Origin of the sequence: Labrys okinawensis (assembly GCF_002982075.1) — a bacterium.
GTDB classification, from domain to species: domain Bacteria; phylum Pseudomonadota; class Alphaproteobacteria; order Rhizobiales; family Labraceae; genus Labrys; species Labrys okinawensis_A.
The window spans coordinates 90852-112736 of sequence record NZ_PUEJ01000014.1; the positions used below are offsets into that span (position 1 = coordinate 90852).

At 63.0% G+C, this 21885-nt stretch carries 19 protein-coding genes and 1 tRNA gene; 14 read left to right on the forward strand and 6 right to left on the reverse strand.

The window, feature by feature from the left end; translation table 11 throughout:
• Positions 1–158 precede the first annotated feature (158 nt).
• Complete coding sequence (locus C5L14_RS27690; RefSeq protein WP_105865288.1) at positions 159–1052, forward strand: DMT family transporter; 894 nt, start codon at positions 159–161, stop codon at positions 1050–1052.
• Here the strand turns inward: C5L14_RS27690 and C5L14_RS27695 are convergent, their stop codons facing one another.
• Entirely contained in the window at positions 1053–2069 is a 1017-nt protein-coding gene (locus C5L14_RS27695) for a substrate-binding domain-containing protein (RefSeq protein ID WP_245443613.1), read from the reverse strand. It lies immediately after the preceding gene.
• A 563-nt stretch (positions 2070–2632) separates the two neighbouring features.
• Here C5L14_RS27695 and C5L14_RS27700 point away from each other — a divergent pair.
• The 6 genes from C5L14_RS27700 (at position 2633) to C5L14_RS27725 (ending at position 9190) form a co-directional block, all read left to right on the forward strand.
• A complete protein-coding gene (locus C5L14_RS27700; RefSeq protein ID WP_210203298.1) occupies positions 2633–3892 on the forward strand; it encodes an ABC transporter substrate-binding protein in 1260 nt (419 codons plus the stop codon).
• 325 nt (positions 3893–4217) lie between these two features.
• Positions 4218–5144, forward strand: a complete 927-nt coding sequence (locus C5L14_RS27705) for a carbohydrate ABC transporter permease (protein WP_105865290.1) — start codon at positions 4218–4220, stop codon at positions 5142–5144.
• Positions 5141–5962 carry a carbohydrate ABC transporter permease gene (locus C5L14_RS27710; RefSeq protein WP_105865291.1) on the forward strand — a complete coding sequence of 274 codons (822 nt, stop codon included), beginning with the start codon at positions 5141–5143 and terminating at the stop codon, positions 5960–5962. Before C5L14_RS27705 ends, C5L14_RS27710 begins: the two co-directional genes overlap by 4 nt.
• A gap of 4 nt (positions 5963–5966) precedes the next feature.
• On the forward strand, positions 5967–7058 hold the full coding sequence (locus C5L14_RS27715; protein ID WP_105865292.1) for an ABC transporter ATP-binding protein: 1092 nt from the start codon (positions 5967–5969) through the stop codon (positions 7056–7058).
• A gap of 199 nt (positions 7059–7257) precedes the next feature.
• The gene (locus C5L14_RS27720) at positions 7258–8043 is read left to right on the forward strand and encodes a ThuA domain-containing protein (RefSeq protein WP_105865293.1); all 786 of its coding nucleotides are present in this window, start codon (positions 7258–7260) and stop codon (positions 8041–8043) included.
• A 97-nt stretch (positions 8044–8140) separates the two neighbouring features.
• On the forward strand, positions 8141–9190 hold the full coding sequence (locus tag C5L14_RS27725) for a Gfo/Idh/MocA family protein (protein ID WP_245196656.1): 1050 nt from the start codon (positions 8141–8143) through the stop codon (positions 9188–9190).
• 91 nt (positions 9191–9281) lie between these two features.
• Here the strand turns inward: C5L14_RS27725 and C5L14_RS27730 are convergent, their stop codons facing one another.
• The 4 genes from C5L14_RS27730 to C5L14_RS27745 form a co-directional block, all read right to left on the reverse strand.
• The gene (locus C5L14_RS27730; protein WP_105865352.1) at positions 9282–10082 is read right to left on the reverse strand and encodes a 3-methyl-2-oxobutanoate hydroxymethyltransferase; all 801 of its coding nucleotides are present in this window, start codon (positions 10080–10082) and stop codon (positions 9282–9284) included.
• Positions 10083–10227: 145 nt separating this feature from the next.
• Entirely contained in the window at positions 10228–11451 is a 1224-nt protein-coding gene (locus C5L14_RS27735) for an NAD(P)/FAD-dependent oxidoreductase (RefSeq protein WP_181161360.1), read from the reverse strand.
• A 16-nt stretch (positions 11452–11467) separates the two neighbouring features.
• Entirely contained in the window at positions 11468–11782 is a 315-nt protein-coding gene (locus C5L14_RS27740) for a MocE family 2Fe-2S type ferredoxin (protein WP_105865295.1), read from the reverse strand.
• Between the two features lie 36 nt (positions 11783–11818).
• Positions 11819–12934, reverse strand: a complete 1116-nt coding sequence (locus C5L14_RS27745) for a fatty acid desaturase family protein (protein ID WP_105865296.1) — start codon at positions 12932–12934, stop codon at positions 11819–11821.
• A gap of 233 nt (positions 12935–13167) precedes the next feature.
• Between C5L14_RS27745 and C5L14_RS27750 the strand changes: the two genes are divergently transcribed.
• From C5L14_RS27750 to C5L14_RS27780, 7 genes are all read left to right on the forward strand, one after another.
• Positions 13168–14193, forward strand: a complete 1026-nt coding sequence (locus C5L14_RS27750) for a LacI family DNA-binding transcriptional regulator (RefSeq protein WP_428832665.1) — start codon at positions 13168–13170, stop codon at positions 14191–14193.
• 288 nt (positions 14194–14481) lie between these two features.
• Entirely contained in the window at positions 14482–15312 is an 831-nt protein-coding gene (locus tag C5L14_RS27755) for a TIM barrel protein (RefSeq protein WP_105865298.1), read from the forward strand.
• A gap of 170 nt (positions 15313–15482) precedes the next feature.
• Positions 15483–16409: a sugar ABC transporter substrate-binding protein gene (locus C5L14_RS27760; protein WP_105865299.1), complete on the forward strand. Its 927-nt coding sequence runs from the start codon at positions 15483–15485 to the stop codon at positions 16407–16409.
• Positions 16410–16542: 133 nt separating this feature from the next.
• Entirely contained in the window at positions 16543–18078 is a 1536-nt protein-coding gene (locus C5L14_RS27765) for a sugar ABC transporter ATP-binding protein (protein WP_105865300.1), read from the forward strand.
• 75 nt (positions 18079–18153) lie between these two features.
• On the forward strand, positions 18154–19200 hold the full coding sequence (locus C5L14_RS27770; RefSeq protein WP_105865301.1) for an ABC transporter permease: 1047 nt from the start codon (positions 18154–18156) through the stop codon (positions 19198–19200).
• 336 nt (positions 19201–19536) lie between these two features.
• Positions 19537–20295, forward strand: coding sequence for a hypothetical protein (locus C5L14_RS27775; RefSeq protein WP_105865302.1), 759 nt, complete (start codon positions 19537–19539; stop codon positions 20293–20295).
• Between the two features lie 921 nt (positions 20296–21216).
• The gene (locus C5L14_RS27780) at positions 21217–21528 is read left to right on the forward strand and encodes a hypothetical protein (RefSeq protein ID WP_105865303.1); all 312 of its coding nucleotides are present in this window, start codon (positions 21217–21219) and stop codon (positions 21526–21528) included.
• Between the two features lie 120 nt (positions 21529–21648).
• On the opposite strand, the gene C5L14_RS27785 is transcribed toward C5L14_RS27780, so the two are convergent.
• Positions 21649–21724: transfer RNA gene (locus C5L14_RS27785), tRNA-Phe, on the reverse strand.
• Positions 21725–21885: the final 161 nt, after the last annotated feature.

Genomic DNA, 21885 nt, shown 5'->3' on the forward strand with positions numbered 1-21885 from the left:
GGACGGCCGGACCGCTCGGACATCATGCCACGCGCCTGGAAACGCTTTGCGAGTTGACGGACTCGGGCTGACTCGCAAAGACGCTTCGAACCAAGGAGCCGGAACAAGGCGCATCCATTGCTGAATGGTGCCTTGCCCCGGCAGGAAACGAGACCGAAATGACTTCCCTCCGCCAGGCCGGCATCGGGGCCGCAAGCGTCGGCATGGGCATTGCGCTCTATCTCATCGGCGTGTTCCTCTTCGCCCTGAACGATGCGCTCGGCAAATGGCTGGTTGCGGACTATTCGGTCGGCCAGTTGCTGCTGTTGCGCTCCGTCGGTGCAGCCATCGTCCTCGCGCCGATGGTCTGGCACCTGAAGGTCGATCTCTTCGATTTCGGTCAGTGGCGGCTCCAGGTCCTGCGCATCCTGTGCATGGCCGGCGACACCTTCTGCTTCTATTTCTCGACGCGCAGCATGCCCCTCGCCGATGTGATGACGTTCTACATGGCGGCACCGCTGATCATTACCGCCCTGTCGGTTCCCCTGCTCGGCGAAAAGGTGGAGCCGTTCCGCTGGGGCGCGGTGATCGCCGGCTTCATCGGCGTTCTCGTGGCGTTGCAGCCCTCGGCGGAACTGTTTTCCTCCGCCTCGCCCATCGCCCTCATCGGCGCCATCATGTTCGGCTTGGCGGTTACCGTGACGCGGCGCCTGCGGCGTACGCATTGGCTTCCCCTCGTGGTCTGGCAGTTCGCCGGCGCGGGCGTGATCGGCGCGGCAACGATACCGTTTGCCTGGGTCACGCCGGGCTGGTTCGATCTTGCCCTGATGTTCCTCGTCGGCATCGTTGCGATGGTGTGCTTCATATGCATCACGCGCGCCTTGGCCATGGCGCCAGCGGCGATGCTTGCCCCGTTCCAATATTCGGCCATGGTATGGGCGACGCTGATGGGCTGGATCGTCTGGCGCGACGTGCCGACGCTGCCGATCGTCGTCGGCAATTGCATCATCATCGGCAGCGGATTGTTTGTCTTCTATCGCGACCGCACGACCGTGTCGGCGCCGGCCGAGTAATCAGGGCGCGGGCGGTACGGTCGAGCCGCGGAAGACGAGGTCGACCGGCCAGATTTCCGCGGCGGCGGCGGGATCGGCGCCGTTCGACAGGGCCATGGCGATCTCGGCCACGCGGACACCGGCGGCATGGATGGACGAGAAGGTCGTGGTGAGGGCCGGCGTCAGCGTTTCCGGCCGGATGGCGTCGAGGCCGTCGTCATGGGCGATCAGCGACAGGTTCTTGCCGACGATCCGGCCCGTTTCCCGGGCAGCCCGCATGGCCCCGAGCGCCAGGAAGATCGACGAGCAGAGCAGGGCGGTCGGCGGGTCCGGAAGGTCGAACAGGCCTCGCGCCATGCGATAGCCGTTTTCTTCCGTCATGCGGGCGCCGCCCTCGAGTTCGGGAGGGGCGGGGAGGCCCCTGGCGGTCAGCGCCCGGCGCCAGCCTCGCGAGCGATGCGTGGCGAAGGTGAAGTGCAGGTTTTCGTTGAGCAGCCCGATGCGGCGATGGCCCAGATCGATCAGCAATGTGGTGGCCTTGTCGAAGGCTCCCTCATTGTCGATGTCGAGATAGGGATAATCGAGGCCGGTCTGCGTGCGCCCATGCACCACCAGAGGCATGCCCAACCGCTGCAGCATGCCGATGCGCGGATCGTCGACCGTCGGCGAGGACAGCAACATGGCATCCACCGAGCGGACGCGGGCAAGGCGCCGATAAGTGCCGGCCTCGTCGCCATGGGCCGAGGAGACCAGCACGTCATTGTCGGATCGCGAACATTGGCTGGCGACGCCCGCGAGAAAATCGGTGAAGATCGGATCGAGCAGCATGTTGCGATCGGACGAGAATACGATGCCGATCGCTCCCGCGCGGCCGGTGGCGAGTTTGCGCGCGCTGGCGTTGGGGCGGTATTGGAAGGTCTCGGCCGCTTCCAGCACACGCTTGCGGGTTGCGTCGCCAACTTCCGGGAAGCCGTTGAGCGCGCGGCTGACAGTCGTCTGGGACAGGCCCAGATGCTGTGACAGTTCCTTCAAGTTCACCGCAACGTTCCTTCCGGGGCCTTGTCGTTTCTCTCGATGAACAGAAGCAAGCCCGTCATGCCACGGATCGGAGCGAGACGCTTGTCGGGTACGGCGAATAGCTCGCGATACTGCGTACCCGTCCTGGTAGTCTCCCGATCGCAAGCAGCGATCAGACCGCATCTGTTCATTAAAGCGCTTTGGACTGGCGCTTTCTATTATTTTTTCTGAGTCACCTTAATTCTTTCCCGGCAAATAGGTAGCGCAACCGGCATATTTGTTCGGAAATTCACAAGTTTCTCACGCAATCGCTCAAAGCCATCAACGGTTCCGAATTTCAATCAAATTATTTGAATGGAGCATGCTACTTTTGGAGGATCTGCTCAGGCGCCTTAGTTGTTACGCAGTTTTGCCACGGGGTCGCCTTGACAAAGGCAAACTTTTGTCGGAATGAGAATTCAAAGCGCTTTGAAGTAGATTATAGAAGCTCTGCCAAAAGGGACTTCGAACGAGGAAATGTCGGTTGCCTATGCTGACCTGCCATAGAGGAGGCAGCTACGGCACATAAAAGGGAGGACGACCGCATGTTCATGCGTTGGGCTTTGGCCGCGACTGCCTCTATCGCTCTTACGAGTTTCGCCAGCGCTGCCGAGGTCGCGATTTCCTGCGGCGCGGTCGGCCAGGAATTGGCGCTGTGCAAGAGTGGTGCGGAAGCCTGGGCCAAGAAGACCGGCAACACCGTCAAGATCGTCTCGACACCCAACGATACCAATGAAAGGCTGGCGCTCTATCAGCAGCTGCTGTCGGCCGGCGCGAGCGACATCGACGTCTTCCAGATCGACGTGATTTGGCCCGGCATCCTCGCCAATCACTTCATCGATCTGGCGCCCTACACCAAGGGCGCGGAGAAGGAGCATTTTCCCGCGATCATCGACAACAACACCGTGGGCGGCAAGCTCGTGGCGATGCCCTGGTTCACCGATGCCGGCGTGCTCTACTACCGCAAGGATCTCCTGGAGAAGAACGGGCTGAAGCCGCCGACCACCTGGCAGGAAATGACCGAAGCCGCGGCCAAGGTCCAGGAGGGCGAGCGCAAGGGCGGCAACGACAAGTTCTGGGGTTTCGTGTTCCAGGGCAAGGCCTATGAGGGCCTGACCTGCGATGCGCTGGAGTGGATCGACTCCTTCGGCGGCGGCACTATCGTCGACGCTGAAGGCAAGATCACCATCAACAATCCCAAGGCGGCCGAGGCGGTGACCCTGGCTTCCTCCTGGATCGGCAAGATCTCGCCGGACGGCGTGCTCAACTATGGCGAGGAGGAAGCGCGCGGCGTCTTCCAGTCCGGCAACGCGGCCTTCATGCGCAATTGGCCCTATGCCTGGTCGCTGGGCAACGGTGCCGACAGTCCGGTCAAGGGCAAGATCGGTGTCGTGGCCCTGCCCAAGGGTGGCGCTGACGGCAAGAACACCGGCACGCTTGGTGGCTGGCAGCTCGCCGTCTCCAAATATTCCAAGAAGGCCGATCTTGCTGCAGACCTTGTCGTCTACCTGACCTCGAAGGAAGAACAGAAGCGCCGTGCCATCGAGGGGAGCTACAACCCGACCATTGCCGGCCTCTACGAGGATGCCGATGTCCTCAAGGCCGTGCCGTTCTTCGGCGATTTGAAGGCGACCTTCACCAGTGCGGTCGCCCGTCCCTCCAAGATCACCGGCGCCAACTACAACGAAGTTTCGAACGCCTTCTGGAACGCGATTGCCAGCGTGTTGTCCGGCAAGGCCAAGGCAGAGACGGCTCTCGAGGACCTTGACGGTGAACTCGCCAACATCAAGGGCTCGGGCTGGTAGGATCCTCCCCGACTGCGCCGCGAACCCTCAGGTTCGCGGCGCTCTTTCCTCCCTTCTATCATCCCTCGCGATCTGGCCGACCCGGCCTGGTTCCTGATGCCAGGAGCAGCGTGCGCCATGAGGGAGCACCTGTCTGCTCCGGCTCGGTGTTTCCAAGCCGATCCGGCGGATTGGCCAGGGCGTCCTTGCGGTTCGAGCTGACTGCTCAGAGCGCAAAACGCCCCGGGCCTTCGCCGGCCGCCGGGCACGTATGGATTTCCCGCGTTTCGACTGGAGTGGCGGCTGACATGCCGGCCAACTCTTCCTGCCCTTCTGGGAGTCCCCGATGGCAAGTCAATCAGAACTGACACGGACAAGGGTTCGGTCGGCATGGCTGTTCCTGCTGCCCATGCTGGTCGTGCTGGCGGTCGTCGCCGGATGGCCGCTTCTTCGCACCATCTGGTTCGGCTTCACCGATGCCAAGCTCAGCAATCCCGGCAATTACAAGCTCGTCGGCTTCTCGAACTATCTCGCCAATGTCGACGGACGCTGGATCGGCCTGCTCGCCAACAAGGTGTGGTGGCTTTCGGTCTGGAATACGGTGTGGTTCTCGCTGGTTTCCGTGGCGCTGGAGACGGTGCTCGGAACCATCGTCGCGCTGGTGCTGAATGCCAATTTCAAGGGGCGCGCCATCGTGCGCGCCGCCGTGCTGATCCCCTGGGCCATTCCCACCATCGTCTCGGCCAAGATGTGGCTGTGGATGCTCAACGATCAGTTCGGCATCCTCAATCACATCCTGCTCAGCCTGCACATCATCTCGGCTCCGATCGCCTGGACCGCCAATTCGGAGACGGCGATGTGGGCCGTTATCATGGTGGACGTCTGGAAGACGACGCCCTTCATGGCCCTGCTCATTCTGGCGGCGCTGCAGATGATGCCCTCCGATTGCTACGAGGCGGCCAAGGTCGACGGCATTCACCCCGTGAAGGTGTTCTTCAAGGTGACGTTGCCGCTGATCCGCCCGGCCTTGATGGTCGCCGTGGTGTTCCGCGCCCTCGACGCGCTGCGCATCTTCGACCTGATCTATGTGCTGACCTCGGGTAGCCGGGACACCATTTCGATGTCGGGCTTTGCCCGGCTGCAACTGGTGGACTTCGCCAAGACGGGCCTCGGCTCGGCGGCGGCGACGCTGCTGTTCCTGGTGATCGGCCTCATCACCGTGTTCGCCATGACGGTGGGCAAGGTGCGTGTTTCGGAGGATGGAACGAGATGAGCAAGGTCCTCAAGCCGATCGGATTCTGGGCGCTGGTCGCTGTCATCGTCCTCTATGCCGTCTTCCCCTTCTACTATGCCATCCTCACCTCGATGCGGACCGGTCAGGCGCTGTTCTCGACCTCGCTGCTGCCCGACAGCCTGGATTTCTCCAATTATGTCGGTGTGTTCGAGCAGCAGCCCTTCGCCTGGAACATCTGGAACTCGATCGTCGTCGCCGTGACGGTGGTGCTGATCTCGCTTTTCCTCGGGGTAACGGCTGCCTATGCGCTCGGGCGGGTTCATTTCAAGGGCAGGGGCCTCCTGCTCATGACCATCCTCGCCGTATCGATGTTCCCGCAGGTCGCGGTGCTCTCGGGCATGTATGAGGTCGTGCGTGCCTTCGGCCTCTACAACACCATGCCGGCCCTGATGCTTTCCAACCTGATCCTGACCTTGCCCTTCACGGTGTGGGTGCTCACCACCTTCATGAAGGAACTGCCGCGGGAGCTGGAGGAGGCCGCTTTCGTCGACGGCGCCAGCCCCTGGACGGTGGTACGCCGCGTCTTCATGCCGCTGATGTGGCCGGCCATGGTCACGACCGGCCTGCTCGCCTTCATCGCGGCGTGGAACGAGTTCCTGTTCGCGCTGACTTTCTCGCCGGACAACCGCACCGTGCCGGTGGCGATCGCCTCGATGAGCGGCGCCAGCCAGCAGGAGCTGCCCTGGGGCAACATCATGGCCGGCTCGGTCATCGTGACGCTGCCCCTCATCGTCCTCGTCCTCATCTTCCAACGCAAGATCGTCGCGGGTCTGACCGCTGGCGCCGTCAAGGGTTAAGCAAATGGCGAGTGTGACACTCAAGAATATCCGCAAGGCCTTCGGCCGGATCGAAACCGTACACGGCGTCAACCTGGACATCGAGGACAGGGATTTCGTGGTTTTCGTCGGCCCGTCCGGCTGCGGCAAGTCCACCCTGCTGCGCCTGATCGCGGGCCTGGAAGACATTACCTCGGGCGATCTTATGATCGACGGCCAGCGCGTGAACGAGAAGACGCCGAAGGATCGCGGCATCTCGATGGTGTTCCAGTCCTATGCGCTCTACCCGCACATGAATGTCTATCAGAACATGGCGTTCGGCCTGGAACTGGCTAAGACCGACACCCAGACCATCGACCAGAAGGTGCGCGAGGCCGCCAAGATCCTGGAATTGACCCCGCTGCTCGAGCGCCTGCCCAAACAGCTGTCCGGCGGCCAGCGCCAGCGCGTCGCCATCGGCCGCGCCATCGTGCGCAATCCCAAGGTCTTCCTGTTCGACGAACCGCTCTCCAACCTCGACGCGGCGTTGCGCGTTCAGATGCGAATTTCCATCGCCAAGCTGCACAAGCAGATGGGCGCCACCATGATCTACGTCACCCACGACCAGGTGGAGGCGATGACCCTGGCCGACAAGATCGTGGTGCTCAACGCCGGCAATGTCGAACAGGTCGGAGCGCCGCTGGAGCTCTATCACAATCCGCGCAATCTGTTCGTGGCCGGCTTCATCGGCTCACCCCAGATGAATTTCATCGATACCGAAGTGCAGGGCGCCGACGCGTCCGGCGTCAAGGTCGCGTTGCCGGGCGGCGGCAGCGTGATCGCCAAGGTCGACGGCACCGGCGTGAGCGCCGGCGACAAGGTGAAGCTCGGCATCCGGCCCGAGCATCTGCAGGAGACCGGTGGAGAGGCCTCCTTCGCCGGCGATGTCGAGGTCGTCGAGGAACTGGGCGAAAGCCACTTCCTTTATGTGCGTACGGCGGATGGCCGGCTGGTGACGCTGCGCCACGCCGGGGACGCGCCCGTGGTCGCCGCGACCAAAGTGAATATCGGAGTGCCTGGAGATCTTTCCCACGTCTTCAAGGCAGACGGCACGGCCCTGCGGCGGCTGCCGGCCTGATCAGGGCGTTGCCGGGCCGTTCTGAAGGACCGGCTGGAGCCTTGTCAGAGAGCGCCAAGGGCGCCGCGAGGATTGGTCCCGGCGGTTCTCGCCGGGCCAAAAAATAGATCCACAACCCGCTTCAATCACCAAGCCGGATGTGGCAGAGCTTTTTGTTAAAGCGCTTTGAATCGCCGTCGTCGGCAAAGGAAATTTCGATATGACCATCCGCGCACTCGTCTGGAACGAGAACCGGCATGAGCAGACCAACGCCCTGGTGCGCCAGCTCTATCCCAAGGGCATCCATGGCGAGGTCGCGGCGGCGCTCGAAGAGGCTGGCGGCATCAGCGTCGGCACCGCGACGCTGGATGAACCCGAGCACGGCCTGACCGCCGAGAAGCTTGCCAATACCGATGTGTTGCTGTGGTGGGGCCACACCGCGCATGGCGAGGTCAAGGACGAGATCGTCCAGCGCGTGCAGGAGCGCGTCTGGGAGGGGATGGGCCTTATCGTTCTGCATTCGGGCCATTTTTCAAAGATCTTCAAGCGGCTCATGGGCACGCCCTGCGCCCTGTCCTGGCGCGAGGCCGGAGAAGTCGAGCGGCTGTGGGTGCTCAACAGGAACCATCCGATCGCCGAGGGCCTGCCCGAATATTTCGAAATCGAGCACGAGGAGATGTATGGCGAGCCCTTCACCGTGCCGGAGCCGATGGAGACGCTGTTCATTTCTTGGTTCGAAGGCGGCGAAGTCTTCCGTTCGGGACTGACCTATCAGCGTGGCGCCGGCAAGATCTTCTATTTCCGCCCGGGCCATGAAGCCTATCCGACCTACCACAATGCGACCGTGCGCAAGGTGCTCGGCAACGCGGTGAAGTGGGCCTACAATCCGGCGACGGCCTGGAAGCGGGTCAACGAGGCCCCCAACACGCCGCATGACAAGGCCCCGGTGCCCCTGGAAGTCAAGGGTCCGCGGCTTCACCAGGATGGGGAAGAAGGCTTCCGGTAACCCTGGGATCGCGGACGTCCTCGTCCGCTCTTCCTTCCAAACAAGCATCGCGTTTCCGAGAGCGGACGAGGACGTCCGCGATCCCAGGATCTCTTCCATGTCCAAGATCCGCATTCTCGTGCTCGGCACCGGCAATATGGCGGCCAACCACGCGCGGCATTTCCAGGCTTCTCCCGACGCCGAAGTGGTGGCGGGCGTCGACATCGACGAGGCGAGAGCCCGTCAGTTCAGCGACGAGCATGGCATCCCTCATTCCTTCGGCGACCTCGACGAGGCGATCGCCTGGGGCGGCTTTGACGCCGTGGCAAACGTCACCCCCGACAGGTTTCACCATCCCACCACGATGAAGCTGATCCTCGCCGGCAAGCATGTTCTATGCGAGAAGCCGCTGGCCGAAACCTTCCCGCAGGCCGACGAGATGGCCACCGCCGCCGAGGCCGCCGGCCTGATCGCCATGGTCAACCTGTCCTACCGCGACGTGCCCGCCCTTCAGGCCGCCCACGGCATCATTGCGCGCGGCGAGATCGGCGAGGTGCGCCATGTCGAGGCCTCCTATCGCCAGAGCTGGCTGGTGGGCAATCACTGGGGCGACTGGTCGACGGAACCGCGCTGGCTCTGGCGCCTGTCCGAGGAACATGGCTCGAAGGGCGTGCTGGGCGATGTCGGCATTCACATCCTCGATTTCGCCAGCTATGCCGTGAGCATGACGCCGGTCGCCCTGCAGGCTCAGCTGGCGACCTTCCACAAGGCGCCCGGCGACCGCATCGGCGACTATCCGCTCGACGCCAACGACAGCGCGGTAATGTCGGTACGCTTCGAGAATGGGGCGCTGGGCGTGATCCACACCAGCCGTTTCATGACCGGCTATGCCAACACCCTGAAACTCAGCGTCTTCGGCACCAAGGGCGCGATCGAGATCAACCACGGCCCTTACACGAGCCTGCGCATCTGCACCGGCGACGGGATCCACAGCCAGGCCTGGCGCGACCTCCACGCCGATCCGGTGAAGACCAACTACCAGCGCTTCATCGCGGCCGTACAGAGCGGCGAGAATGCCGAACCCAGCTTCCGCCACGCCGCCAATCTCCAGCGCGTGATCGATCGCTGCTTCGACAAGGATATCGCTTCGGCCCCGCCGATCGCCTGATCATCGCGGGTGCGCGGGCGTCTCACCCGCTCTTGGAAACATAGCTCGAGTGGTAAGAGGCGGGCGAGACGCCCGCGCACCCGGGATGACGTCAGATGGCATCGAGCGCTTTCAGGAAGCGCCCGAGTTCATCGCCGGCGATGGTGACCAGCTGATTCGGTGCCGGGAAGGCGCCGTTGACGACGTCGGCATTGTATTCGGAGAAGGCGGCGACGCGTTCCTTCTGCAGGCGCTCATACTCGCCCCGGAAATTGCGATAGACCTTGGCATGGCGGGGATAGTGTCCGTCATGGGCGCCGAGAACGTCATCGGCGAACAGATATTGCGCATCGCATCCCCCGCCCGCGCCCATGGAGATCATGAACAGGCTGGTCCGCCGGCTGATTGCGGTGGCGACCTCTTCGGGAACCACTTCGATCTCTGCGGCGAAGGCTCCAGCTTCTTCGAGAGCCTTCACCTGCTGCCAGACCTGCCAGGCTGTCTCGAAGGTCTTGCCGACCGCCTTGAAGCCGCCGGTCCACGTCCGGTGCGAGGGGATGAGGCCGACATGGCTCACCACGGGAATACCCTCGTCGCGAAGCCGCCGGATGGTGGCCAGGCTGGCGGCGCAATAAACGGCGTCCGAACTTTGCTGCCGGACGAGAAAGGCGGCCCGCAGATAATCCTCGGCCGTGACGTAATGGCCATACTCCAGGCCGGTGACCGCGAAGGCCGTCGGCGCGGCGTCACGGAAAGCAGGCTCGGCGATCAGTGCGGGTGGAACCGAAAGCATGCCGATGCCGGCGCGTTCGGCCGCCTCGGCTTCCTCGAGCGTGGTGACTCTCAATTTGGCGACCTGCCTCTTGCCGCGAAGGGCAAGCAGGTCGGCAACGGTCGGGCGAAGGCGGGCCATGACGATCTCCATGCTGTCCCGGGGCTCATCGCATCGTCAGACCACCGGGCGCGTTAAGGCGTTTTGCGATTTGACGGCATTGCCGGAAAGCGCAAAGCAGCGTTGAAACAAAAGGCAGAGCAAAGACGCTGATAGGCGCTTTGATTCAGGCGGCGAGAAGGGATTTGAGGCGGGTATTGGGATCGCCAAGCCTGTCCCTGTTAGGATGGGCGCGCTTGGCGATCAGCATTTCACAAAGCCGGATATCCTTGGCGATCGCATTGCCGGGGCCGATGCCGCTGGCGGCGACCAGGCGTCCGTCATCGGCGAGATGGCAGAGGATGAAGGAGCCGTCGGCACCGTCCCGGCGAATGGTGCGGCGTCCTTCGTCGACCAGTCCGGCGACCTGCAGGGACAGGTCATACTGATCCGACCAGAACCAGGGAATGGCGTCGAAGGCCGTGTTCTCGCCCAGCATGGCACGGGCGGCATGGGCACCCTGTTCCTGGGCGTTGCGCCAGGATTCCAGACGCACCCGCCGTCCTCCATAGACAGGCAGGGGGAAGGAGCAGCAGTCGCCGGCGGCGAAGACGGCTTCGTCGCTGGTGCGCAGCCTGGAATCGACGGCGATGCCGTTGTCGATCGCAAGGCCTGCAGCCTCCGCCAGCGCCGTGCTGGGCGAGGCGCCGACGCCGAGAACGACGAGATCGGCGAGGACCAGTTTGCCGCTGGTAAGGCGGACAGCGAGGCCGTCGGGCTCCTCCTCGATGGCGGCGATGCCTTCACCGCACAGCAAGGTGCAGCCCGCGGCGCGATGACGCTCCTGCACGACCTCGGCGATATCGGCCGGCACCCCCCGGCTGAGCAGGCGCGGAAGAGCCTCGATGATGGTGACCGCCGCGCCGCGCTGGCGAGCGCTTGCCGCGAGTTCCAGGCCGATGAACCCGCCGCCGATGATGGCGATCTCCGCGCCCGGGCGAAAGCGTTCCCTCAGATGCAGGGCGTCCTCGAAGCGCCGCAGCGTCACGCATCCGGGCCGGTTTGCGCCGGCCAGCGGCAGCCGGCGCGGCGCGGCGCCGGTGGCAAGAAGCAATTTCTCATAGGCGAGGGTATTGCCGTCATCGAGCCGGACCAGCCGACGGTCCGGCTCGATCGCCACCACGCTGCGCTTTGCCAGATGGAGGATGGCTTCGGCCTCGAAACGCGCCTCGGCGACGATATAGCGCGGGGAGGGCCCGGCCTCGTCCAGCAGCGCCGCCTTCGACAGGGGCGGGCGCTCATAGGGGGCGTGGACTTCGTCCCCGATCAGGGTGATGGAGCCGGCCCAGCCATTCTCGCGAAGGGCGAAGGCTGCCCTGGCGCCCGCCTCGCCGGCGCCGACGATGACCATGCCCGGCTGCATCGCATCACCCCAGCTGGATCTGGACCTTGCCGCCGGCGAGCCGGACGGCATAGGTCTTCAAGTTGATGCAGACCGGCGCGCCCTTGGCTTCGCCGGTCTTGTAATTGAACCGGCCATTATGCTTGGGGCATTCGATGATGTCGTCCATCACCAGGCCATCGGCCAGATGGATCTGCTCGTGGGTGCACAGCCCGTCGGTCGCGAAATATTCGTCGTCCGGACTGCGATAGAGCGCATAGGTGCGGCCGGCGTGGTCGAAGCGCAGGACGTCTTCCTGCTCGATATCGTCGGCATCGCAGGCATCGATCCAGTTGCTCATAATCTCCTCCCGATGTGGTTTTCAGTCTTGTGTCCGTCAATGGTGCTGGCCGGCAAAGCGGGCACGCGGATCGTCGGGCATGACCACCTCGCCATGAAGGTCGGGGCGATAGGGGCGGGCACTCGAGGGCAGCACCCGGCGCACGAAATATTCCGGATCCTTCATCTGGCGCCGCAGGGCCGGGATGATCTCGCGATAGGCCTCGATCGTGCTGCGATAGGGCGTCGGCGTGTCGGCGAGCATGGCCTTATGCAGTTCCGGGAGCGCGTGGTAGGGCACCATCGGGAACATATGGTGCTCGACGTGATAGTTCATGTTCCAATAAACGAAACGGAAGAACGGATTCATGTAGACGGTGCGGGAGTTCAGCCGATGGTCGAGCACGTTCTCGGCCAGGCCCGCATGCTGCGTCAGCCCGAAATAGAGGGTCAGCCAGCCGCCATACATGGTGGGCAGGACCCCCACGAACATCATCGGCAGCCAGGATTGCAGCGCCAGCGAAAGTGCAAGGGTAGCGACATGGATGGCGAGCCAGATGCGCGCGACCAGATAGACCTTGCCGCGTTCCATGTCCGGCACGAAGGTCTCTTCCTCTTCGCTGAGCCGGCCGGTGGCGTGCAGCACAAGGCCCTTGAGGCCAGTCCAGGTCGAGGCGATCGCGAAGATATTCGATATCAGGCGCAGGATTGCCGGGGGGCGCATCGCCGCGATCTCGGGGTCGCGGCCGACGATGATGGTATCGGTGTGATGGCGCGTATGGCTCCAGCGCCAGATCGTCGGCTCGCGCATGATCATGAAGCAGGCGATGTGATAAACGACGTCGTTCATCCATCGGGTGCGGAAAGCCGTGCCGTGCCCACATTCGTGCCAGCGCGAATCCGAGGCCGAGCCGTAGAGAATGCCGTAGAGCGCGAAGAACGGCACGCACCACCAAGTCCCCCACAGCAGCCCGGCGGCGACGCCGCTTGCCAGCAGGCCGGCCAGCCACAGCGCGGTGTCGCGGATCGCCGGAGCGTCCTTGCGCTGCATCAGTTCCTTCATGCGCTTGCGGGGAATGTCGCAGCGATACCATTCGGCTGCGGCAAGGCCGCTCTCGACGGCGGCCTGGGCATCGCGCCCGATCAGACTGTAGTCGCGCCGGGTCGGCCTCATTGCAAGCTCCCCTAGGCAAAACGCGTCCAAGCGAGAACGCTTATTTGCTCACATTCTTTATTTCCGAACCGATCCGACGGATTGGCTCGAGCGTCCAGCCTGGTTGCGACCGGGCTTCATCCTTGGCGCCGATGCTATGTCGCACCGGTTCCGGGCTCAACGGGGCGTTGACAATTTCTATCAAAATGCATCAGAACGGCTATCATCATGATGTAATTCCATCAGGAATGACCATGGGCAGGCCGACGATCCAGGATGTCGCCAGGGAGGCGGGTGTCAGCCCCGCAACGGTCGACCGCGTGCTGAACGGCCGGCTCCCGGTCCGGCCGGAAACGGCCCGGCGGGTGGCCGAGGCAGCCAAGGCGCTCGGCTACTATGCCGCTGGGCTGATCCAGCAGCGCCTCGATCGCGATGTGCCGCATTTGCGCCTGGGTTTCTTGCTGCTCAAATCCGCCTCGCCCTTCTACAGCCTGCTGGCGCAATCCATTGCGGAGGCGGCTGCCTCGGCGCACGGCTTTCGCATCTCCGCCATCATCGAGCACCACGGGGATACCTCGCCGGCGGCCGTGGCCGAGCGGATGCACAGCCTCGGCGAGCGTTGCCAGGCCCTGGCGGTCGTATCGGTGGACCACCCCCTGATTACTGGGGCGGTCGCCGAGTTGAAGGCCCGCAACGTGCCCGTCTTCGCGCTGCTGTCCGATTTCGCGGCCGAACATCGCGCCGGTTATGTCGGCCTCGACAACCGCAAGGCCGGGCGCACGGCGGGCTGGCTCATTGCGCGCACCGCACGCCAAGCCGGCAAGATCGGCATCATTCTAGGCAGTCACCGTTTCCACGGCCATGAACTGCGCGAGATCGGGCTGCGCAGCTACTTCCGCGAACATGCCCCGGAGTTCGAAGTGCTGGACAGCCGCGTCAACCTGGAGGAGTCGAGCATAGCCTATGAGGCGACGTTCGGGCTCATCAGGCGCTATCCGGACCTGGCCGGCCTCTATGTGGCCGGAGGCGGCATGGAAGGGGTCATTGCCGCCCTGCGGGAAGAGAAGGCGAAGGGACTGGTGGCCGTTTGCCCGGAACTGACGCCAGACTCGCGGCTTGCCTTGAGCGAAGAGGTGATCTCCTTCGTCATCGCGACGCCGCTGCCGCAACTGCCGGTGGAACTCATCCGCGTCATGGCTCAGGCATGTCTCGCCGGTACCGTGGAAGGAACCGGACAGATCTTCCTGCCTTTCAACCTCTATCTTCCAGAAAATATCTGAACCGTTCGACGGTCGCTCCTGACCCGTGTCCTTGTTCACGAGTTTTCCTGCCTCCCACGCTTCCCAGATCGAGGGGAGGATGTCTCGGCGCCGGCAGCGACTTCGCGCGAGCCAGCAGGACCGAAATGCGTACTTGACAGGGCAGTGCAAAAATAGAATATTAATTCCAATTAAGGTAAAAAACGGTCCAATCATTCCATTTTGATGACTGGTACCGGAGAGCATATGGCGTCGGAAAAACGCCTCCGAGGTTGGAAATAGGGCGCTCACGCCTGCAAGGAGTGTTTCATGACAAGCGAAGCCGAACCCTTCGCTCTCAACCATATGACCGCGCCGAAGCTGCGGCCTGCCGAGTTCTTTGCGCTCGCCCGCAATCTGGGGCTCGCCAGGGTCGAGATCCGCAACGACCTCGCCGGCAACGCCATCCTCGACGGGACGCCTGCGGCCTCGGTGAAAGAAGAGGCGCAGCGCGCCGGCATCGACATCCTTTCAATCAATGCCCTCCAGCGCTTCAATGACTGGACCGCGGCACGCGCGTCGGAAGCTGAAGAACTGGCCGACTATGCGGCCGCTGCCGGCGCCAAGGCTCTGGTGCTCGTGCCCCGCAATGACGGTGAGGGGCGTGGCGACCATGAGCGCCTTCCCCGTCTGATCGAAGCCTTGCAGGCGCTCGAACCGATCCTGTCGGCACGCGGGCTGATCGGCCTCGTCGAACCTCTCGGTTTCGAGATCTGCTCCCTGCGCCTGAAGTCGGAGGCCGTCGCCGCCATCGATGCCGTCGATGGTGCGCGGACCTTCAAACTGGTGCATGATACGTTCCATCATCATCTTGCGGGCGAGGCTGCGTTGTTCCCGGACCGCACAGGGCTGGTTCATATCTCCGGCGTGGACGATGCGTCCGTCGCGGTGGGGGAGATGCGGGACAGCCATCGCGGCCTTGTCGGGGCGGATGATCGTCTTGGCAATATCGATCAGATCAGAGCGCTGCGCGCCGGCGGCTATGGCGGTGCGCTCTCCTTCGAACCCTTCGCCGAAAGCATACAGCAAATGGACGCCAGCCAGATCCGGGACCGCCTTGCCGCGAGCATGGCGCTGGTAGCGGCAGGCCTGGCGTCCTAGGGCAAAGCGCGTTCGGGCGTGAACGCTTTTTGCTCCAACTCTTTGTTTCCAGGCCAATCCAGCGGATTGGCTGAAGCGTCAAACGCTCCAACGATCCACCAATTCCCCGCAAGGGGATTATCCGGAAAATGACGGGTGCTGCCGGACATCCGACCCAGGGAGGAGACACGATGAAACGGACCCTTTTCGCGCTCGCCGCAACGGCTTTGCTGTGTGGCACGGCCTATGCCGAGAATATCGGCGTCAGCATGGCCAAGTTCGATGACAACTTCCTCACCGTGTTGCGCAACGGCATGACCGACTATGCCAAGACCAAGTCCGGTGTGAATCTCCAGATCGAGGATGGCCAGAACGACGTCAACAAGCAGCTCAGCCAGATTCAGAACTTCATCGCCCAGAAGGTCGATGCCATCATCGTCAACCCGGTCGACACCGACGCAACCCCGCAGATGACCAAGCTCGCCACCGATGCCGGCATCCCCCTCGTCTATGTCAACCGCATGCCCTCCGAAGAGAAGCTGCCGGAGAAGGTCGCCTTCGTCGGCTCGAACGAGGTCGATTCCGGTACGCTCGAAACCAAGGAGATCTGCAAGCTCCTCGGAGGCAAGGGCGATATCGTGGTGATCATGGGCGAATTGTCGAACCAGGCCGCCCGCCAGCGCACGCAGGATGTCGAGGACGTGATCGCCAAGGAGCCCTGCACGGGCATGAAGATCCTGCAGAAGCAGACGGCCAACTGGGACCGCACCCAGGCGATCGACCTGATGACCAATTGGCTGACCTCCGGCATCAAGCCGGCTGCCGTGATCTCCAACAATGACGAAATGGCCATCGGGGCCATCCAGGCCCTCAAGCAGGCCGGCCTTGCCGGCGGCAAGGTCCTCGTCGGCGGCGTGGACGCCACGCAGGATGGCCTCGGCGCCATGAAGGATGGCGATCTGCAGGTCACCGTGTTCCAGAACGCCGCCGGCCAGGGCCAGGGTGCCGTCGATACGGCGCTGAAGCTTGCCAAGGGCGAGAAGGTCGACCCCATGGTTTGGGTGCCCTTCGAGCTGGTGACCCCGGCCAATATCGACAACTACCTCAAGAAGAACTGATCGAACGGCGCGGAGCCCCTCCGGCTCAGGAAGCCGGGGGGTGCGCGATTTTCTCGTCAGACGCGGCAATGTCCGGACCCCTGTTCCGGGCCGATGAAACACGTCGGCAGCTCCGGCGCAAGCATGAGGGAGAATGACGATGGCTGTAGTGCAATCGGCGGCGCCGAGCCGCGGTACCACGGGTTCTGCCTATCTCATCGAGGTGGAAGGCGTGCGCAAGGGCTTTCCCGGCGTGCTGGCGCTCGACAATGTCTCCTTCAAGCTGCGCCCCGGCACGGTGCATGCCCTGATGGGCGAGAACGGCGCCGGCAAGTCGACGCTGATGAAGATCATCGCCGGCGTCTATCAGCGCGACAGCGGCGTGATGAAGCTGCGCGGGCAGGAGGTGCAGTTCTCCGGCCCCCTCGATGCGCTCCAGCAGGGCGTCGCCATGATCCATCAGGAACTCAACCTGATGCAATATATGACGGTGGCGGAGAATGTCTGGATCCGACGCGAGCCATTGACCCGGCTCGGCTTCGTCGATCATGGCGAGCTCAACCGGCGCACCGCCAAATTGTTCGAGCAGCTCAAGATCAAGATCGACCCCACCGTGCCCGTCGGATCGCTATCGGTGGCTAACCGCCAGATGGTCGAGATCGCCAAGGCGATTTCCTACAATTCCGACGTGCTGATCATGGACGAGCCGACCTCGGCCCTGACCGAGACTGAAGTCGCGCATCTGTTCGAGATCATCCACGACCTCAAGGCGCAGGGTAAGGGCATCGTCTACATCACGCACAAGATGAACGAGCTGTTCGAGATCGCCGACGAGGTCTCGATCTTCCGCGACGGCAAATATATCGGCACGGACCTGGCCGCCAACCTCACGCGCGACGAGATCATCCGCCGCATGGTCGGCCGCGAGATCACCCAGATGTTCCCCAAGGAGACGGTGCCTATCGGCGACGTCGTCCTGTCGGTGAGGAACCTGACGCTCGACGGCGTCTTCCGCGATGTCTCCTTCGACTTGCGCGCCGGCGAGATCCTCGGTTTCGCCGGGCTGGTCGGGGCAGGGCGCTCCAATGTGGCGGAAACCCTGTTCGGTGTCACGCCGGCCTCCTCCGGCACGATCGAGGTCTTCGGCAAGCCCGTCTCCATCTCCTCGCCTGCCGTCGCCATGCGCCAGGGCATGGCGTTCCTCACCGAGGATCGCAAGGACACCGGCTGCTTCCTCATTCTCGACATCCTCGAAAACATGCAGATGGCGGTGCTGACGCAGCGCTACGTCAGGGCCGGCTTCGTCGCCTCGGGCGAGGCGACGCCGGCCTGCGCCGAGATGAGCGCGGCGCTGCGCGTCAAGACACCCAACCTGCATGAGCGCATCGAGAACCTGTCCGGCGGTAACCAGCAGAAGGTCCTGATCGGCCGCTGGCTCCTGACCAAGCCGAAGATACTCATCCTCGACGAGCCGACGCGCGGCATCGATGTCGGCGCCAAGGCTGAAATCCATCGCCTGATCAGCAAGCTGGCGGGCGAGGGCGTGGCGGTGATCATGATTTCCTCGGAACTGCCGGAGGTGCTGGGCATGAGCGACCGCATCCTCGTCATGCATGCCGGCCACGCTACCGGCATCCTCGACCGGGCGGAGGCGGACCAGGTCAAGATCATGGAACTGGCCGCGCGCTGAGGCGCGGTCCCTGGAATTGGAAGAACCCCGATACGGCGCGCCGTGAGGCGCTTAGCGATAAAATTGGAGGATCCCATGTCCGCGAACGAGGCTGCCGGCAAATCGCCGCAGATATCCAGCGTCAAACCGCATCGCAGGCTGCCGCAGGAACTGAGCATCCTGGCGGTTCTCGCCGTCATCGTGGCGATATTCGAGCTCATCGGCTGGCCGCTGAAGAGCCAGAGCTTCTTCTTCAATGCGGGTCGCCTGAGCATCATCTTCCTGCAGGTGGCGGTGATCGGCATCATCGCGGTGGGCGTGGCGCAGACCATCATCACCAGCGGCGTCGACCTGTCCTCCGGCTCCGTGGTGGGCGCCACCGCCATGATCGCCGCCTCGCTCGCGCAGGTGAGCACGGCCCGCTCCGTGGTCTATCCGCATCTCACCGATCTGCCTTTCATCATTCCCGTGCTGGCCGGGCTGGCGACGGGACTGCTGGCCGGCGTCATCAACGGCGCGCTCATCGCTTACGCCAATGTGCCGCCCTTCATCGCCACGCTCGGCATGATGGTCTCGGCGCGCGGCTTCGCCACCTGGTACACCAATGGCCAGCCCGTCAGCACCTTCACGCCCTCCTTCCGCGTCATCGGTTCGCCCGTGGAACTCTTCGGCTTTTCCATCGACGTGCCGACGGTGATCTTCCTGGTGGTGGCGCTGATCTTCCACATCGCCATGTGCTACACGCGCTATGGCAAATTCACCTATGCCATCGGCTCGAACATGCAGGCCGCGCGCGTTTCGGGCATCGACGTGAAGTGGCACCTGGTCAAGGTCTACGGCTTCGCCGGCCTGCTTTCGGGCCTGGCCGGGGTGGTGCAGATCGCCCGTGCGGGCTCGGGCCAGGCCGGCGCAGGTCTCGGCTATGAGCTGCAGGCCATCGCGGCGGTGGTGATCGGCGGCACCTCGCTCTCCGGCGGCGTGGGACGCATCACTTCCACGGTGATCGGCCTCCTCATCCTCTCGGTGGTGACCTCGGGTTTCACCTTCCTCGGCGTTCCCGCCTCCCTGCAGCAGATCGTGCTCGGCGCCATCATCGTGGGTGCCGTGGTGATCGACCAGTATCGCCGGCGCCGGAAGGTCTGAGGCGAGCAGCACTACGATCGAACGGCCCGTCCGCCAGGGCGGGCCGTTGTCATTTGTCCGCATCTGTCGCTGCCCTGGAAGGCCTACACGATTGGTTGCAATCATGTGTGCCCTCGCGAACAGGCCCGTTGCCTCGCTGCCGGCTTGCTATATGTAGTCTATCCCAGTGCCTGTTGACGGCCCGTCGGCCTGGTGCTTGTCGGGCTGGGGCGGCACGGAAGATCGAATGACACCATGGTCCATGCGGCACGAATGTTCCCCTGGCCAGGAAATGAGGGGTGAGGGGCTCAACGCGTCCGGCCGGTGCCGGCAGGGCGTTGAACCTGGCGAGACTTGATGAGCAGCAACACCACGGTCTATCTTTTTCCGCATATCCTGAAATGCGCCGGCCTGAGCGTCAGGGATTATCTCCTGCACGACGTCCCGCCGCGCGGCTCCGCCGTGATTTATTCCAAGCCCGAGCAACGGCCCTGGCTCGATCCGAAGGTCCGCGTGCCCCAAGCCGATCGCGACGAGATCCGCATCCTGTTCGGCCACAGATTGCCGCGCACCGCCGCCAAGGGCTTCGAAGGACGCGTCATCCGGGAGGTCGGGCTGCTCCGGGAGCCGGTGTCCTTCTACGTCTCGCTCTACAATTTCCTGCAGAAGACGCCGGAGAGACATCGGGTCGTGGGCATGTCCTTCGAGCAGTGGTATCCGACCAACAAACACAACCGCATCAGCCGCTTCTATTTCCGCCACTATTTCGGCCTGTCCTCCCTGGGCATCCGCAAGATGAGCCAGCGCCAGAGGTTCGAATTTCTCTCCAGGCAGTTCGAGACATTCTGGTTCGTCGGCGACTATCGCAACTGCGATGCGGTGATGGAGCGGATTACCCAGGATATCGGCTGGAAATTCGAGAAACTGCCGCATGAGAATGCCGCGCCTACCAATGCGCTGCGCAGCCAGGATATCGGCGAGGACCTGCGCCGGAAAATCCGGGAGGACAACGCCCTCGACCTGGCGCTCTACGAAACCTGGAGTGAGCGCAAATGGGGGGGCAATCCGACGCTTGAGCGCGGCCAGGGCCTGAACAATCGCTGGACCTGGCAGTAGCGGCGGCAGGGCGGGCCAGCTCCCGGTCGGGGCATCATCCCGAGAGGATGGCTGACAATCGGTGCGGCGTTTCAAACTCTTGCCCCGATCCCATGCTATGCAGGCGTCAGGTCGGCGTTCGCGAGGCTTGCGAAGAGCAATCCTCGGCTTCGATCGGACTGCCGGCCGGGCTCGAGCGCATGGATCTGCCCATGGCCCACGCGCCCGGGCCGATGACCCCAACCAAACTTCGCTCCCCGATCAGAAGGGCAAGGTTCTTTCTGACCGGGGATTTGTCGAGCGCTCCGCGACGGAAATGCGTAGGGGGCGGCGGGATTTGGTTGCGCTGTGCGGAGTGCGATTGGCTGAATCCCCGGCTCCAATGTGACTTCTTCGCCATTCGATCAGTCGGGCTGACAGCGAGGGATGCCCACCCCACAATGTGGCCCGCTCTCATCAGCGCCTGCGGTTCACGGGGTGCAAGGTAAATGCAGCAGGCTTTCGAGGAACGACGGACCTCTTGTAGCTCAATTCTCATTGTCGCAGCGGCAGCGAGTGCTTTCTGATCAGCGGTAGAACACTGCTTTGTAGTAAGCTCATAGGCCCAGGCCTCCTGACGAGGAAGCGTTCCGCTTTTTCGAGCCACGTCTAATTCGCGACCACAGCGAGCGTACTGCCACATGAGTTGACGGTAGGTGCGAGGCGGTCCCGTGTACCTTGCAATAAATCGAGACTTCGCCGTTTTTTTAAGAGCTTCCTCGTGTGCGGCCTGTTTATGTTTCTTCTCGCCATCCCGCGAATCTGTGACCGGATGCCTCCAGCGTATGTCAAACTGATAGCGATGGGAGCGCATGGGGGCACTACCAAAGATGCAGTCCATCAGATCTTGGGCCGAGCCGCGGGGCGATATAACATGTGACGATAAGGGATGAGGAATAGGCTATGGCGGTGCGCGTCAGCCGGGTGGGCCTTGTTTTGGCGGGGCTATATCTCACTTTGGCCGGAGGTTGCCTGGGCGCCGCGATGTATAGTCGCCAGGCCGGCGACATCATCGCATATAAGGGATGGGTTGCGTTATCGCAGTTAGCGCTAGCGCCAGGATTACTATTTCTGATGATCACAAGGCTTGAAGTTTTAATCAGAAATACTTGGCTAGACAATGTACTCCTTCCGATAACGCTGGGGATGTTGTTCTTTTATTTAATTGGATCCTTCTTCGATCGCCCACAAAAGCCTCGCGAACGTCGTACTTAGTATTGTGGTGACGGTGCATATTATTGCGAGCACTTCATTTTGCTCGCCCCCACGCGCAATACGATCCAGCCGCATGCACCCGCGGTGTCGTCAGTCAAAATGTAGGAAGGGAAGAGGAGATGGTGCCTAGGGGCGGAATCGAACCACCGACACTGCGATTTTCAGTCGCATGCTCTACCAACTGAGCTACCTAGGCATCCGGCGAGTCAGCCGAGGCCGCCGCGAGACCGCGGGTGTATAGCCAGCGCCTCCCTGGTTGTCCAGCCCTCTTGCGCGGAAAAAATAAGCCGGCTGCAAAAACACCGGTACGCACGCTGTTCCCACCGGTACAGATGGTGAAAACTCTCTGAATCATGA

Coding starts and splice junctions, on each gene's coding strand:
- C5L14_RS27690 (WP_105865288.1), top strand. CDS start 159: ATGACTTCCCTCCGCCAGGCCGGCATCGGGGCCGCAAGCGTCGGCATG.
- C5L14_RS27700 (WP_210203298.1), top strand. CDS start 2,633: ATGTTCATGCGTTGGGCTTTGGCCGCGACTGCCTCTATCGCTCTTACG.
- C5L14_RS27705 (WP_105865290.1), top strand. CDS start 4,218: ATGGCAAGTCAATCAGAACTGACACGGACAAGGGTTCGGTCGGCATGG.
- C5L14_RS27710 (WP_105865291.1), top strand. CDS start 5,141: ATGAGCAAGGTCCTCAAGCCGATCGGATTCTGGGCGCTGGTCGCTGTC.
- C5L14_RS27715 (WP_105865292.1), top strand. CDS start 5,967: ATGGCGAGTGTGACACTCAAGAATATCCGCAAGGCCTTCGGCCGGATC.
- C5L14_RS27720 (WP_105865293.1), top strand. CDS start 7,258: ATGACCATCCGCGCACTCGTCTGGAACGAGAACCGGCATGAGCAGACC.
- C5L14_RS27725 (WP_245196656.1), top strand. CDS start 8,141: ATGTCCAAGATCCGCATTCTCGTGCTCGGCACCGGCAATATGGCGGCC.
- C5L14_RS27730 (WP_105865352.1), bottom strand. CDS start 10,082: ATGGCCCGCCTTCGCCCGACCGTTGCCGACCTGCTTGCCCTTCGCGGC.
- C5L14_RS27735 (WP_181161360.1), bottom strand. CDS start 11,451: ATGGTCATCGTCGGCGCCGGCGAGGCGGGCGCCAGGGCAGCCTTCGCC.
- C5L14_RS27740 (WP_105865295.1), bottom strand. CDS start 11,782: ATGAGCAACTGGATCGATGCCTGCGATGCCGACGATATCGAGCAGGAA.
- C5L14_RS27745 (WP_105865296.1), bottom strand. CDS start 12,934: ATGAGGCCGACCCGGCGCGACTACAGTCTGATCGGGCGCGATGCCCAG.
- C5L14_RS27750 (WP_428832665.1), top strand. CDS start 13,168: ATGGGCAGGCCGACGATCCAGGATGTCGCCAGGGAGGCGGGTGTCAGC.
- C5L14_RS27755 (WP_105865298.1), top strand. CDS start 14,482: ATGACAAGCGAAGCCGAACCCTTCGCTCTCAACCATATGACCGCGCCG.
- C5L14_RS27760 (WP_105865299.1), top strand. CDS start 15,483: ATGAAACGGACCCTTTTCGCGCTCGCCGCAACGGCTTTGCTGTGTGGC.
- C5L14_RS27765 (WP_105865300.1), top strand. CDS start 16,543: ATGACGATGGCTGTAGTGCAATCGGCGGCGCCGAGCCGCGGTACCACG.
- C5L14_RS27770 (WP_105865301.1), top strand. CDS start 18,154: ATGTCCGCGAACGAGGCTGCCGGCAAATCGCCGCAGATATCCAGCGTC.
- C5L14_RS27775 (WP_105865302.1), top strand. CDS start 19,537: ATGAGCAGCAACACCACGGTCTATCTTTTTCCGCATATCCTGAAATGC.
- C5L14_RS27780 (WP_105865303.1), top strand. CDS start 21,217: ATGGCGGTGCGCGTCAGCCGGGTGGGCCTTGTTTTGGCGGGGCTATAT.